The organism is Achromobacter sp. 1L-A-4-B-C2, from assembly GCF_057291955.1.
On sequence record NZ_JBXAWP010000001.1, the window covers coordinates 463066 to 475858 of the forward strand.

The window sequence follows — 12793 nt, forward strand, 5'->3', positions numbered from 1 at the left end:
GGCCGCTTTGTCAGAAATCAGGATTGCCGGGCCAGCGGCGTCAGCCAGGCCAGCCGCGCGTCGACCGAATCGGGCACGTTGAACGAGCCTGCCTCGCGCGCCGCTTCAATCCCCTTGGCAGTGCGCGCGAACAGGCGTTCCACGCCGTCCAGCACCAGCGGTTGCAAGCCGGCTTCGACCAGTTGTTCGCGGGCCTCGCGCACTTCGGCCAGGCGGCGCGGCGCGTGCAACACGTGCGAACGCACGAACGAATCGACGAACGTGGTGAGCGGCGTGCGGTCCATGTCCGACAGCACGTCGTACAACGAGGCGCGCAGGCCCATGCTTTCGGCGGCAACCAGGCATTCCACGGCCAGGCTTTCCATGCCCTTGGTCAGGATGCTGCGCAGCAATTTCAAGCGCACGGCATCGCCGGCCTGGCCATCGATGGCTTGTGCGGGCGCGCCGCAATCGGCGGTAAAGGCCGCCACTTTTTCAGCGCCCGTGCCGGCGCACAGCAGCGGCGTGCGCGCGCCCAACAACGCGATGGCGCCCATGATGGCCACGTCGGTGAACGGCACGCCGTGCTGCGCCGCCACCTGGGCCGCGGCGCGCATGTCGCCCGAGCTGGCGGTGGTGAAGTCGGCATACGCCGCGTCCTGGCGCAAGTGCGGCAAAGCCGCCGTGGCGACGGCCAGCGCGGCGTGGCCGAACACGGCCGAGGCGACGATGTCGGCCTCTTGCAGCCACGCGCCGGGGGTGGCATGCAACGGGGCGCCATGCGCCTGGGCGCGCTGCTGCATCTCTGCGTCTTGCCTTAGCTCACAGATCCCCACGATCTGGTGTCCGCCCGCCCGCCACGCCTCGGCGTAGCAATGGCCCACTTCCCCACAACCCAACAATGCGATTTTCATTTGCACCCGAACCGTAAAAATACATAAAAAATACATACTGGGTTATAGCGCAACGAAAAACGGCAGATATACCCCGTACAAACCCCAGGTTTAGTGAATTCTGGATACATTAAAAGTACAAAATACCAGCGGGAACGAACGCCATCAATTGCTGGTAGTCTTGCCGCAGCCGCGCAGGGAATTTCCCGCGCCCGCCTACCCTTATTCCAGCGAGCCCCCATGACCCAACCCCTGTACGACGCCTCCGTTCCCGTCATCAAGCAGATGCTGTCCGCCCTGTCGGACGTGCTGAAGAAAGCCGAAGCGCACGCCACGGCCAAGAACATCGACGCGTCCGCCTACCTGGGCGCCCGCCTGTACCCGGACATGTTCCCGCTGTCGCGCCAGGTGCAGATCGCCTGCGACTTCGCCAAGGGCATCGCCTCGCGCCTGGCCGGCGCCGAGGTGCCGTCCTGGCCCGAAGGCGAAGCCACCTTTGCCGAGCTGCAAGCGTTGATCAACAAGACGCTGGCGCACGTCGGCGCGTTCACGCCGGAACAGTTCGAGAAAGCCGCCACGCTGGAAATCGTGCTGCGTCCGGGCACGCCCAAGGAAAAGAAGCTGTCGGGCAGCGCCTACCTGCTGCACTACGGCCTGCCGCAGTTCTTCTTCCACGTCACCACGGCCTACGCCCTGCTGCGCCACAACGGCATCGAAGTCGGCAAGCGCGACTACATGGGCGCGTACTGATACCGACGCACCGGTAAGCCGGCCCTCGCCCATCAGGCAAGGGCCGCTTTCATTGACGCTTTCCCTCGGCTTGCTCTAATTTCGCCAGACGCCCACGCATGGGCGGCGCGGGCCGACTGGAGAAAGCTTGATGATCGCGACGACCGTTCTGATCGTGGGCGCCGGCCCCGCCGGCCTGCTCACCGCCTCGGAGCTTTTTCGACGCGGCGTCGATTGCCTGCTGATCGACGCGCACGAACGGCCGCTGGACTGGGACCGCGCCACCGTGGTCCACCCTCGCACCATCGAAATCCTGGACGCTTTGGGCATCGCCGCGCCGTTGCTGGATGCCGGCGTCAAGCAGCGCCGCGCGCGCATCCACGCCGCCGGCAACGTGCTGGGCGACATCGATCTGGCGCTGTGCGGCAGCCGCTACCCCTTCAATATCGGTATTTCGGAAGAAGTCACCGAAGCCATCCTGACCGACCATCTGCAAGCCCTGGGCGGCAGCGTCACTCGCGCCACCAAGCTGGTCGGGCTGCAAGAGCGCCCCGACGGCGTGCTGGCAACCCTTGAGCAAGGCGGCGTCCGGTCCAAGGTGTTTACCCAATGGGTCGTCGGCTGCGACGGCCACCACAGCACCGTGCGCACGCTGATGGGTATCGGCCAGGACGGGCACGACATCCACCAGCCCTGGGCGGTATTCGACGCCGCCATCACCGGATGGCCCGATTCGTTCGAGGCCAACTACGCCTACCTGGATCCGACGCCCGTGATCCTGACCGCACTGCCCGAGCGTCGGTGGCGCGTCTATCTGCGGCCCAGTTCGCCGCAGTCGGACCTGGTGAACGACGCTCTGGAGACCTTGCGCCGTTACCTGCCCGACGCGCGCTTCGAAGGCGTGTCGCACCCGACCCGCTTTGATTGCCACACGAAGGTCGCGCAGCGCTTTCGCCTGGGCCGCACGCTGCTGGCCGGCGACGCGGCGCACACGTGCAGCCCCGCGCAGGGCCACGGCATGAACAGCGGCATGCAGGACGCCTACAACCTGGGCTGGAAGCTGGCGCTGGTTTGCCAGGGGCATTGCTCGGACGCCTTGCTGGACAGCTACCACGCCGAGCGCCGGCCGGTGGCGGACCAGGTCATGGCATCGGGCGACGCCGCCGAAAACGCCCAAATGGTCATGGATCCCGAGGCCCGCCGCGAGCGCGACGCCGCGATCCGCGCCGCGTTCTCCGACCCCGCCACGCGCCATCACGAAGCCGTGGCCGAGGCAGAGCTGGACATCGATTACGCCGGCTCGCCCATCGTCATGGGCGATGCGCAACCCAGCGTGTCGCCCGGGCAACGCCTGCCCGACCACCTGCCCGTCGAATTCGCGTCAGGCGGCGCGGGCAAGCTGCACGACTACACCAAGCGGCTGGGCCACACCGCGCTGTTGATCGGGGGCAGCGCCACGCCGCAAGACGAGCTGGCGCAGGTCCACCGCGACACGGCGGCGCTGTCGGACGGCCCCATCATTGAAGTGGTTGTTGCACTGACGGCCAACGCCGAGGTGTCCAATGTGGACGCCTACCTGTCGCCCGACACCGCCCGCCAGCTGGGCGTGAACAAGATCGTGCTGCTGGTGGTACGGGCGGACGGCCACGTCGGCCTGCGCGCGGACGAGCGCCACGCGCAAGCCTTGTCGGCGTATGTGGACCGGTTGCGTTCTCAGGGTTTTTCCTAGGAAGATCCCTGTCGATGTTGGCGCGGCCGGTTCGTCGTATCAGTACGACCCACTCTTCTCAAGGCGATCCACCATGACTACCGGCACCGTGAATTTCCACCGCGTCCTGCGCGCCACCCCCGACCGCATCTACCGCGCCTTCCTGGAGGCCGACGCCGTCGCCAAATGGCTGCCCCCGTACGGCTTTACCTGCCAGGTCCACCAACTGGACGCAAAGGTAGGCGGCACCTACAAGATGTCGTTCCGCAATTTTGGATCGAACCAGATCCATGCGTTCGGCGGCGAATACCTGGAACTGGTCCCCGGCGAAAGGCTGCGCTATTCCGACCGCTTCGACGACCCCGGCATGCCCGGCGAAATGATGACGACCATCCAGCTGCGCAAGGTGTCGTGCGGCACGGAAATCACCATCGAGCAAAGCGGCATCCCGGCCGCCATCCCCACCGAAATGTGCTACCTGGGCTGGCAGGAATCCCTGCTGCAACTGGCCCGGCTGGTCGAGCCGGAAGTGGCGGAGTAGGCCGGCTGGGACGTCACGCGCCGGGCTTGCCCTGGAAGTAGACAGGCGCTTGCACGGAATCGCTGCCCTGCTGCCATTCGGCCCGCATCCTGCCCAGGAAATCGGCGTCGACGCGGTGCTTTTCATCTTCCAGCACCTCGTGCATCGCCGTGGCAATCCGGTCGATAACCGTTTCCGGCCTGGCAACGCCACACACCGTGCGGCCAAACTGAAGCAGCGTTTTCCTGCTGGGATACTCGCGGCTTTTGTTCAGCTTGAGCGCCAGCGTCCGGTCAGACAGCTTGCGGCCGGATTGCGGGTCATCGATCTCGTACACGCTGGTCGTCACCACGTCCGGCATCAACACCTTGGGTTGCAAGCCTGAAATGCCCGAGGTCAGGTAGGCGCTGACCAGGTGGTCAAAAAGCTCGACACTGGCGCCACTGCGCGTACACCGATCCGGCCCACAAATGTAAGCCAAAGCCGACTTTTTCTGAAAATTTGGCAAAAATGTCGGCTATGACTTACATATCCACGATAGGACGCGCCAGGATCAGCCCCCTACCCCCGACGCCCCGCCTCGACCTGGATCTTCAGTTCGACTTCGGGCTTGAAGCCCATGTCCAGGCCGAAGTCCAGGCCGAAATCCTTGCGGCTGAATTCGGTGGAGGCGTCCGCGCCGCAGACCTCGCGCTTTTCCATGGGGTGCTGGATGCACTTGAAGTCGTCGATGTCCAGCTTGACGCGGCGGGTCACGCCGCGCAGCGTCAGGTCGCCGGTGGCCTCTTCGGGGCGGTCGCCGTCGAACTTGGTGAATTTGCCCTTGAAGGTGGCGGTGGGGTAGCGGGCGGCGTCGAAGATGTCGGGCGCCAGCGCGTGCTTGTTCATCTCGTCGTGGCCGAAGTCCACCGAGTTGATGTCGACGGTGACCTCGACGGTGCCGGTGCGGGCCTGGCGGTCCAGCACCACCACGCCTTGGGACTTGTTGAATTTGCCGCGCCACGTGGACAGGCCGCCGAAGTGGTCGGCCTCAAAGCTGGGATAGGTGTGCGAGGGGTCGATGTCGTAGGTGACCGGCTCGGCGACGACCTGGGCGGACAACGCCAGCACGGCGGCGCCCAGCATCAGGGTCGGGATGCGCTTCATCGAAGTCAGCTTCATCAAGGCTCCTTATGGTGAATGGACCGTGCGCGGACGGGCCGGGCACGGCGGACAAACCAGACAGACCTATTCCGCGTAGCCGGGGTTGCGTCGATCCAGCCGACGCAACAGGCCCGGCCAGGCCAACGAGGCCTTGTAGGCACGGTCGGCGGGCGATTCAACGGCGGCGCGCGCCAGGACCTCGGGCGGGATGAAGATCAATTCGCCGCCGCCGGCCTGCGCCCGCACCTGCGCCATGCAGGCGGCTTCCAGGCGGTGCATGGCCTGGAACGCCTCGGCCATGGTCTGGCCCACCGTCAGCAAGCCGTGGTTGCGCAGGATCAGGTAATTGTTGCTGCCCAGGTCGCGCACCAGGCGCGGTTGTTCTTCGGGGTTCAGCGCCAGCCCTTCGTAGTCGTGATAGCTCAGCGATCGCAGCGCGATGAAGGCAAATTGCGACAAGGGCAGCAGGCCGTCTTTTTGCGCCGACACGGCCACGCCGTTGATGGAGTGCGTGTGCAGCACGCACATCGCGTCCTTGCGGGCCGCATGGATACAGCTGTGGATGGTGAAGCCGGCCGGGTTGATGTCGTATTCCGAATCCATCACCTTGTTGCCGTGCAGGTCGATCTTGACCAGGCTGGACGCCGTGATCTCGTCGAACATCATGCCGTAGGGATTGATCAGGAAGTGTTCGGTGCCAGGCACCTTGGCGGTGATGTGCGTGAAGATCAGATCGTCCCAGCCAAATAGCGCCACCAGCCGATACAGGGCCGCGAGGTCCGTGCGGACCTGCCATTCCGTTGCGCTGACTTGTTCGCGCACGCCGGCGCCCTGTTTGCTTACCGTGTCCATCCCGTCTCCAGTTTTATTAATGCGTCTTGGGGTCCATTCCGAAGGCGCTTGCGGCCATGACGCCGCCGGCCCGTGGAACACTGTATTGGTTTTAAACCGATCCGGCATGGCCGTGGGCGCTGCCGTCCGTCAGATGAAAAACAATTTTCGTCGCACCGCGCCGGGCGTGGCCCCGGCCCCGGTTCCGCTTGCATAATAAGGGCCGCCCCCTCTAAGGGGCCGCCCCCACGGAGACCCCACCATGCCGCAAGGCCCGCACCGCCGCCTACAGGCTTTTTTCCAGTCGCATCTGGAATCGCTGTCGGGCGTGGGTCTGCTGCTGGGCACGCTGTTCTTCGCCGCGTCGCTGACGCCCACGCTGGTGCCGCGCACCTACCTGACGCAGGGCGTGCTGGGCGGCACCTGCCTGGCCGCCGGCTATGGGCTGGGCGTGTTGTGGCATTGGCTGTGGGCTTACCTGGAACTGCCCGAGCCCCGTGGGCGCGCGGCGCGCATCGTCAACGGCACGATCACGCTGGTGTGCGCGGCGGTGCTGCTGGCCTTTCTGTGGCGCGCGGCCGACTGGCAGAACACGATCCGCGCGCTGATGGAAATGCCGCCCGTGCCCAGCGCGCATCCCTTCAAGGTCAGCCTTACCGCGTTGGCCACCTTCGCCGTGCTGTTGGCGCTGGGCCGTTTGTTCAAGCTGGTGACGCGGTGGGTGGCCGCGCGGGTGCGCCGCGTCGTGCCCCGCCGTGTGGCCAACGTGACGGGCGCCGCAATCGCCATCCTGATCTTCTGGTCGCTGGCCAACAACGTGTTCTTTCGGGCGGCGCTGCATGTGCTGGACGCCTCGTTCCGCGAATACGATGCGCTGCTTGAACCCGAGCGCCCGCGCCCCACCGCCCCCGGCAAAACGGGCAGCCCCGATTCCCTGATCGCCTGGCAACAACTCGGCCGCGCCGGCCGCGAATTCATTGCATCCGGCGCCAGCGCCCAGGACATCCGGGCGCAGACCGGGCATGACGCGCTGGAACCGATCCGCGTCTACGTCGGCCTGCCCGGCGCCGACACGCCGGCCGCCCGCGCCAAGCTGGCGCTGGCCGAGATGAAACGCGTGGGCGCGTTTGAACGGTCGGCGCTGGTGGTGGTGACGCCCACCGGCACGGGGTGGATCGACCCGGCCGCGATGGACGCGCTGGAATACCTGCTGCATGGCGACGTGGCCAGCGTGGCATTGCAGTATTCCTACCTGTCCAGCCCACTATCCTTGCTGGCCCAGCCCGAGTACGGATCAGAGGCGGCGCGCGCGCTGTTCGCCGAGGTCTACGGCTACTGGACCACGCTGCCGAAAGACAAGCGGCCCAAGCTCTATTTGCACGGTTTAAGCCTGGGCGCGCTGAATTCCGCGCGGTCGGCCGAACTGTTCGAGATGATCGGCGACCCGATCCAGGGCGCCCTCTGGAGCGGTCCACCGTTTGAAAGCCGGGTGTGGCGCGCCATTACCGACGCGCGCAACCCCGGTTCGCCCGCCTGGCTGCCGCAATTGCGCGACGGCGCTTTCGTGCGCTTCATGAACCAGCACGGTTCGCCCGTGCCCGCCGATGCGCCATGGGGCCCGATGCGCATTGTGTTCTTGCAGTACGCCAGCGACGCCATCACGTTCTTCGACTTTCGCGACCTGTACCGCCGCCCCGCGTGGATGGAGCCCCCCTACGGCCCCGACGTATCGCCGCAGCTGCGCTGGGTGCCGGTGGTGACGATGTTGCAGCTGGCGCTGGATATGTCGGTCAGCACCGAGACGCCCATCGGTTACGGCCACGTCTACGCGCCGCAGCACTACGTGGATGCGTGGCTGGCGGTGACGGGCGTGCCGGGCTGGACGCCGGACGCGCTGACGCGGCTGAAGCAGCACCTGATGGAACGCGCGCGCGCCGCCACGGTGGATGGCGAGGCCACGCAGGCCGCGTACGAGCATCGCGGGGGCTGAACGATATGACCGATCTGCTGACCGCCTTTTATTTCAGCGGCGACGCCATCCGCAGCCGCAGCGTCAGCCCGACGGTGCTGCGCGCCACCCTGGACATTCCCGCCCCCGCCCCACACGTCGTCGCCGACTGGCAACGCGAAATCACCACACGCCTGATGCTGGAGCCCGGCGATGTGGAACCCCTGCCGCTGGCCCGCGCGCAACGCCGCTGGCCCGACTACAAGCGCTGCGTGCAGGCCATGCACGCCTGGACGCGCGACGCAGGCCTGGACAACGTGCTGGCCGACAGCGACATGGCGCTGATGGCCTGCCGGGGCGCCCACTACCACCATGACGGCGGGCAATATGCCGGCGCGGCCTTTTGCAACCTTTTCGTAAGCGAAGACAAGGGGCTGGACGTGCATTTCCCGCATTCCGGCCAGCGCATCCCCCTGACACGCGGCACCGCCATCGTGTTCGACACCTGCCAGCCACATGCCGTTGTGCCGCGCGGCGGCCATCGCTTTGACGCCCGGGACTTTCCCGCCGATGCCGACCTGTCGCAGTGGTTCCTTACCTGGGAATTGCCCGTCGAAGCGCCCTGCGTAGCAAGCGCGCTGGGCATCGCGTTCGACGTCGCGCCGCAGGCGGCAACGGGCCTGGACGACGAGCAGGTGCGGGTGAACGGCGCGCCTGCCCGACTCGATCCTGAATGGGGACAGTGGCAGCGTATTAGGTGACGGTTCTCCACCCGGCCCGGCGGTAAATTGCAGTCTGACACCCTATCCAACACTCTGTACGGCCAGAGGCATGGACGCCTGCATACGCGCCGGTATACTTTTCCGAGCTGTTTTTGCAGCCCGAGTTTTTGCAGTCTTTCTTCCAACCTAAGCTTCTTGCCGCGCGGCCCCTTGGCCGCGCCCTTCTATGCCCGCCTTGATGGACATGCTGCGCCCGCTACGCCGGGCGCTTTGCTGCACGGCCGCCGCTTTGGCCGCCACCCTCACTTCCCTTCCCGCATTGGCCGCTCCGCCCACGCTGGCAGAGTGTCACGGCATCAAGGACCTGGCGTTCGTCGCGCATCTGGACGACGACCTGCTGTTCATGAACCCGGACATTGCCTCCAACGTTGAAGCGGGCGGCTGCGTGCGCGTGGTCTACCTGACCGCCAGCGACGCGGGCGAAGGCGATACCTACATGCTGGGCCGCGAGCGCGGCGTGCGCGCCGCCTACGCCTACATGGCGCACAAACCGGACGTCTGGAAAGCCGATACCGGCATCGCGGCAAGCCGCCAGATCGCGCGCTTTACCTTGCAGGACAATCCGCGCGTGCAGCTGTGGCACATGCGCCTGAAGGACCCGTGGCTGGGCAAGGGCTGGGGCAGCCTGACCCCGCTTAGCCGCACGGAATCCGAACCGGGCCAAAGCGTCGACACGCTGGGCCCCTACCCCGAGACGTACACGCGCGAACAGCTGATCGACACGCTGGCTGAACTCATCCGCCAATACGGCCCGACCACCGTGCGCCACCTGGACGACACCATCACCGTGCCGTACACGCAGCTGTGCTGGCGCTGCGCCGGCCATGGCCATCCCGACCACATCGCCAGCGCGCGGCTGGCGCGCGAAGCCATGTTGCGCGTGCCCGGCAACTACGCCGAAACCGGCTACATCGACTACCCCAGCCAGGAACGCGCCACCAACCTGACCGAATCCGAAATCGCCAGCAAGTCGGTGATCTTCCAGCACTACGCCTGGAACGACTACCACTACTGCGCCGGCCCCAGCGGCTGCAAGGAACCGGCCGGCCCCGCCGCCGCCTGGGTGCAGCGCGCCTATTACGTATCGCGCCAGGACATCGCGCCACAGCTGTATCCGGACGGGCGCGGCGGCCTGGTCGTCTTTGCGGCGGGCGAAACCAACGCCGCCGTCAACCGCTGGGATTCGGGCCAGCGCCGCTGGCAAAGCTTGGGCGGCCGCACCACCGGCCCGTTGGTATCGTTTACGCATGCCGACGGCACGGCCGGCCTGATGGCGCGCGATCCGCTGGGCGGCGTGTGGGCCAACAAGCAACGCCACGACGGCACCTGGCAAGGCTGGCAAGCGCTGGGCGGCTTGCGCGTGACGCAGATTCCCGCCGTGGCGCCGCGTGGCGAAGCCGCTGCCGTGGCCCTGGGCTATGACGGCCTGCTGCACTGGATTGCACCGTCGGGCATCGACGGCAGCTGGAGCCCCTGGCAAGACCTGCCCGCCCTGGACGGCGCCACCGGCGCGCCAGCCGCCGCGCGCGGGGCCGATGGCCGCTACGTGATCTTCGCCAATACGTCCGAAGGCAAACTTTTCTACACCCGCCAGTTGCCCGCCGACAAAGGCAAGCGCCCCGAATGGCAGGCATGGCGCCACGTGCCCGCGCCCGTGGCGGCCGGTGGCCTGGCCGCAATCCGCAACCACGAAGACCGCGTCGAGCTGTATTTCCGCCAGCGCGGCAACAACCACCTGACCAAGCTGATCGAAGCCGGCGACACCACCGACATGGATATGGACTGGAGCGCGCCCGCCGATCTGGGCGTGCCCTTCATCGGCCGCCCGGCCATCCACGCCGATGCCAAGGGCAACGTCATCCTGGCGCTGCTGGAACGTTCCGGCGGGCCGCTGTGGCTGGTGGAACACGGCAAGCCCACGCGCCTGGACGCCGACGCCGCCTCGCCGCCCGCGCTCAATGTCATCGACGGCGCCGTGTACATCGTGGCCCGCAGCGCCGGCGGCCCGCAACGCTATCAGGTACTGTCGCGCCGCGACGGCGTGTGGGCGGACCGGCTGACGCTGGACGGGGTGCCGGGCAATGGCGGTGGCCCCTTTGCCACCATGGCCACCGCGCGTCCGGCCGACCTGCCCAACCTGGGCACGCCCGCCGCGACCAACACGGTGGTGGTGCGCCCGTCGCCCAGCGATCCCGCCGCGCTGACGGTGGAACGCATGCCGACGCAGGCCTCGCGCACCGCCACGCCCACGACCACCACGGCGGCCAGCGGCGCGCCCGCCGCGCCGCCCGCCAAGACCGTCACGCAGTAGGCCCGTCGGGGCCTCCTGCGTTGTGGCGTCCTGCGTTGTGGCCACCCGCGTTGTGGCGTCCTGCGTTGTGGCCACCCGCGTCATGGCCTCCCGCGTCATGGCCTCCTGCGTCATGGCCTCCTGCGTCATGGCCTCCCCCGTCAGAACGTCCTTCCAGCAGATAGCCGGCCAGGTCCTCCACTTCCCGGGCCACTTCCTGCCAGATCCACCGGATGACGCCGATCGCCTGCTTCTCGGCGGCGTCGCAATCTGGCCAATGCAACGCCTCTTCGATGGCTGCATCCAGCGCCGACAAGGCCGACGCCGGGACGTGGCACGGTTGCGTGTAGGCTTTCTCGCGCAGCGCTTCCGTCAGGCAGCCGATCTGTTCTTTGAGCGCGGCGGCCACGTCGTGCAGCGGCGGCCCCAGGGCGTGGCAAGTCCGTTCGGACAACACGAAGCTTCCCGCCCGCTCCATGATCGGGGCGGTGCGCCACAAGCCTTCAATGCGTTCATTCAATTGATAGACGGACAGGTGTGAACTGAGCTTGTCCAGCGGAAACGCGCCGGCCTGGGTCACCATGTCGCGCGCACGCCAACGCGCCCGTTCCATGATGGGCCGGTCATGCAGGCGTGGGCGCTGCCGCGCTTCATTGAACGCCGCCGCCCAATCGACCAGCATGTCGCCATAGGCGTCAATGGACGCGGCCAGGTTCCAGCGCGCGCTGTACCGTGCCGACAAGGGCAACACGGCCAGCGCGGCCAGAATGCCCGAGGCCGAGCCCACCGCAATGGCCAGTGTCTTGTCCAGCGCGCCGCCCAGGATGTCGCCGTCGGGCGTGACGGTCAGGATCGTGACGGTGACCAGGCTGTAGCTCAGCATGGGCCAGCGCATCGACAGATACGCCGCGCACGCCACCCCCACCACGATGGCCCACACCGGGCTGGCGCCCGCCGCGTCCGCCGCCAGCACCATCGACACCCCCAGCACCACGCCGATCAGGGCGCCCAGCACGCGGGCCGACGCTTCGCCCACCGTGCCCTCCACGCTGGCGCGCACGACGAACAGGGCGGAAAATGCGCCCCATGAAATCTCGGGCATCTGGCGCCATCGCATCCAGACAAACGCAAGCAGCACGGCGGCCACCGTTTGCACTGGCAGGCGGAAGGCGTCCTCCGCCATCCGAGCCCGGCAAAAAGCCGTGGTGTTGCGCAGCCGCAAGGCCAGGGTGGGCCGCAGGGGTTGGGATTGGGATTGGGCTTTGGCTTGGGGTCGGGATTGAGTTGGCACGGATAAATCGCAAAACGGGTGCATCGGAGCCCGATGCACCAGCAAGCGTCATGCCGCCCGGTCAGTCAAACACATTGACCAGAATGTCCGCGACCACGGCGGTGGCAATCGCCACCAGCACCAGGTCCGATCCCGCCACGCGCCATTCATAGCCGGGATATACGGGCAGCCTGGCCAGCATGGGGCCGGGCACCATCTTCTTGGCGATCCCGGGCGGCAGCGGCTTGCCGCGAGCCAGGTTCTTACGAATGCCCGGCGGCAGCGGCGCATAGCCGGTGACGTGATATTCGGTGGCGTAGCCGCGCGCGGTGGTCACCGAAATGCCGGCCTGCCGCAGCGAGTCATCGCCGCCGTTGCCCTTGCCCTTGCCGTTGCCATTGCCATTGCCATTGCCATTGCCATTGCCGGAATTCGACTTGCCATTCTTGTCACCGGAATCGCCTTGGCCCTGGCCTTTATTCTTGCCCTGCCCTTGTCCCTGCCCCTGGCCTTGATCCGATTTGTCGGGCTTGCCCTTGCCTTCCGGAGGGGCCGCGAACGCATGCGCCCCCAGGGCGAGGCTACAGGCAATGGTCAACAAGCGAACGGTGGTGCGCATGGAAGGCTCCAGGCTGGTCGGTAACACCGCCGTTTTACTCCCGCCGTCGGAAAAACGGGAATCTATCGTGTATCCGCACTG

The 12793-nt window shown here is 66.8% G+C and carries 12 protein-coding genes; 6 read left to right on the forward strand and 6 right to left on the reverse strand.

Going from position 1 to position 12793, the window contains the following annotated elements; translation table 11 throughout:
- Nucleotides 1-17 precede the first annotated feature (17 nt).
- Nucleotides 18-893 carry an NAD(P)-dependent oxidoreductase gene (locus AC0Z35_RS02205; protein ID WP_046807113.1) on the reverse strand — a complete coding sequence of 292 codons (876 nt, stop codon included), beginning with the start codon at nt 891-893 and terminating at the stop codon, nt 18-20.
- 219 nt (nt 894-1112) lie between these two features.
- On the opposite strand from AC0Z35_RS02205, the gene AC0Z35_RS02210 reads away from it, so the two are divergent.
- From AC0Z35_RS02210 to AC0Z35_RS02220, 3 genes are all read left to right on the forward strand, one after another.
- Nucleotides 1113-1622 carry a DUF1993 domain-containing protein gene (locus AC0Z35_RS02210; RefSeq protein ID WP_104142189.1) on the forward strand — a complete coding sequence of 170 codons (510 nt, stop codon included), beginning with the start codon at nt 1113-1115 and terminating at the stop codon, nt 1620-1622.
- Nucleotides 1623-1752: 130 nt separating this feature from the next.
- Nucleotides 1753-3330: an FAD-dependent monooxygenase gene (locus tag AC0Z35_RS02215; protein ID WP_223264713.1), complete on the forward strand. Its 1578-nt coding sequence runs from the start codon at nt 1753-1755 to the stop codon at nt 3328-3330.
- 73 nt (nt 3331-3403) lie between these two features.
- Nucleotides 3404-3850: an SRPBCC family protein gene (locus AC0Z35_RS02220; RefSeq protein ID WP_104142186.1), complete on the forward strand. Its 447-nt coding sequence runs from the start codon at nt 3404-3406 to the stop codon at nt 3848-3850.
- A 13-nt stretch (nt 3851-3863) separates the two neighbouring features.
- On the opposite strand, the gene AC0Z35_RS02225 is transcribed toward AC0Z35_RS02220, so the two are convergent.
- The 3 genes from AC0Z35_RS02225 to AC0Z35_RS02235 all read right to left on the reverse strand — a co-directional run bounded on the left by AC0Z35_RS02225 (nt 3864) and on the right by AC0Z35_RS02235 (nt 5824).
- Entirely contained in the window at nt 3864-4310 is a 447-nt protein-coding gene (locus AC0Z35_RS02225) for a hypothetical protein (RefSeq protein ID WP_485131479.1), read from the reverse strand.
- A gap of 80 nt (nt 4311-4390) precedes the next feature.
- Complete coding sequence (locus AC0Z35_RS02230; protein WP_046807111.1) at nt 4391-4975, reverse strand: YceI family protein; 585 nt, start codon at nt 4973-4975, stop codon at nt 4391-4393.
- A gap of 81 nt (nt 4976-5056) precedes the next feature.
- Nucleotides 5057-5824, reverse strand: a complete 768-nt coding sequence (locus tag AC0Z35_RS02235) for a class II aldolase/adducin family protein (RefSeq protein WP_046807085.1) — start codon at nt 5822-5824, stop codon at nt 5057-5059.
- A 241-nt stretch (nt 5825-6065) separates the two neighbouring features.
- Here AC0Z35_RS02235 and AC0Z35_RS02240 point away from each other — a divergent pair, with 241 nt between their 5' ends.
- The 3 genes from AC0Z35_RS02240 (at nt 6066) to AC0Z35_RS02250 (ending at nt 10844) form a co-directional block, all read left to right on the forward strand.
- On the forward strand, nt 6066-7793 hold the full coding sequence (locus tag AC0Z35_RS02240; protein ID WP_485131478.1) for an alpha/beta hydrolase: 1728 nt from the start codon (nt 6066-6068) through the stop codon (nt 7791-7793).
- A gap of 5 nt (nt 7794-7798) precedes the next feature.
- Complete coding sequence (locus AC0Z35_RS02245; RefSeq protein ID WP_485131477.1) at nt 7799-8512, forward strand: hypothetical protein; 714 nt, start codon at nt 7799-7801, stop codon at nt 8510-8512.
- Nucleotides 8513-8699: 187 nt separating this feature from the next.
- Nucleotides 8700-10844: a DUF8189 domain-containing protein gene (locus AC0Z35_RS02250; RefSeq protein ID WP_485131476.1), complete on the forward strand. Its 2145-nt coding sequence runs from the start codon at nt 8700-8702 to the stop codon at nt 10842-10844.
- Here the strand turns inward: AC0Z35_RS02250 and AC0Z35_RS02255 are convergent.
- Both AC0Z35_RS02255 and AC0Z35_RS02260 read right to left on the reverse strand, forming a co-directional pair.
- Nucleotides 10834-12006, reverse strand: coding sequence for an FUSC family protein (locus AC0Z35_RS02255; RefSeq protein WP_485131475.1), 1173 nt, complete (start codon nt 12004-12006; stop codon nt 10834-10836). The genes AC0Z35_RS02250 and AC0Z35_RS02255 overlap by 11 nt on opposite strands.
- A gap of 169 nt (nt 12007-12175) precedes the next feature.
- Entirely contained in the window at nt 12176-12712 is a 537-nt protein-coding gene (locus AC0Z35_RS02260) for an anti-virulence regulator CigR family protein (RefSeq protein WP_485131474.1), read from the reverse strand.
- Nucleotides 12713-12793 lie beyond the last annotated feature (81 nt).

Excerpts from the sequence above, each read along its gene's own strand:
- AC0Z35_RS02215 (WP_223264713.1), top strand. The coding sequence starts at position 1,753 with ATGATCGCGACGACCGTTCTGATCGTGGGCGCCGGCCCCGCCGGCCTG.
- AC0Z35_RS02210 (WP_104142189.1), top strand. The coding sequence starts at position 1,113 with ATGACCCAACCCCTGTACGACGCCTCCGTTCCCGTCATCAAGCAGATG.
- AC0Z35_RS02230 (WP_046807111.1), bottom strand. The coding sequence starts at position 4,975 with ATGAAGCGCATCCCGACCCTGATGCTGGGCGCCGCCGTGCTGGCGTTG.
- AC0Z35_RS02235 (WP_046807085.1), bottom strand. The coding sequence starts at position 5,824 with ATGGACACGGTAAGCAAACAGGGCGCCGGCGTGCGCGAACAAGTCAGC.
- AC0Z35_RS02245 (WP_485131477.1), top strand. The coding sequence starts at position 7,799 with ATGACCGATCTGCTGACCGCCTTTTATTTCAGCGGCGACGCCATCCGC.
- AC0Z35_RS02255 (WP_485131475.1), bottom strand. The coding sequence starts at position 12,006 with ATGGCGGAGGACGCCTTCCGCCTGCCAGTGCAAACGGTGGCCGCCGTG.
- AC0Z35_RS02250 (WP_485131476.1), top strand. The coding sequence starts at position 8,700 with ATGCCCGCCTTGATGGACATGCTGCGCCCGCTACGCCGGGCGCTTTGC.
- AC0Z35_RS02220 (WP_104142186.1), top strand. The coding sequence starts at position 3,404 with ATGACTACCGGCACCGTGAATTTCCACCGCGTCCTGCGCGCCACCCCC.
- AC0Z35_RS02260 (WP_485131474.1), bottom strand. The coding sequence starts at position 12,712 with ATGCGCACCACCGTTCGCTTGTTGACCATTGCCTGTAGCCTCGCCCTG.
- AC0Z35_RS02205 (WP_046807113.1), bottom strand. The coding sequence starts at position 893 with ATGAAAATCGCATTGTTGGGTTGTGGGGAAGTGGGCCATTGCTACGCC.
- AC0Z35_RS02240 (WP_485131478.1), top strand. The coding sequence starts at position 6,066 with ATGCCGCAAGGCCCGCACCGCCGCCTACAGGCTTTTTTCCAGTCGCAT.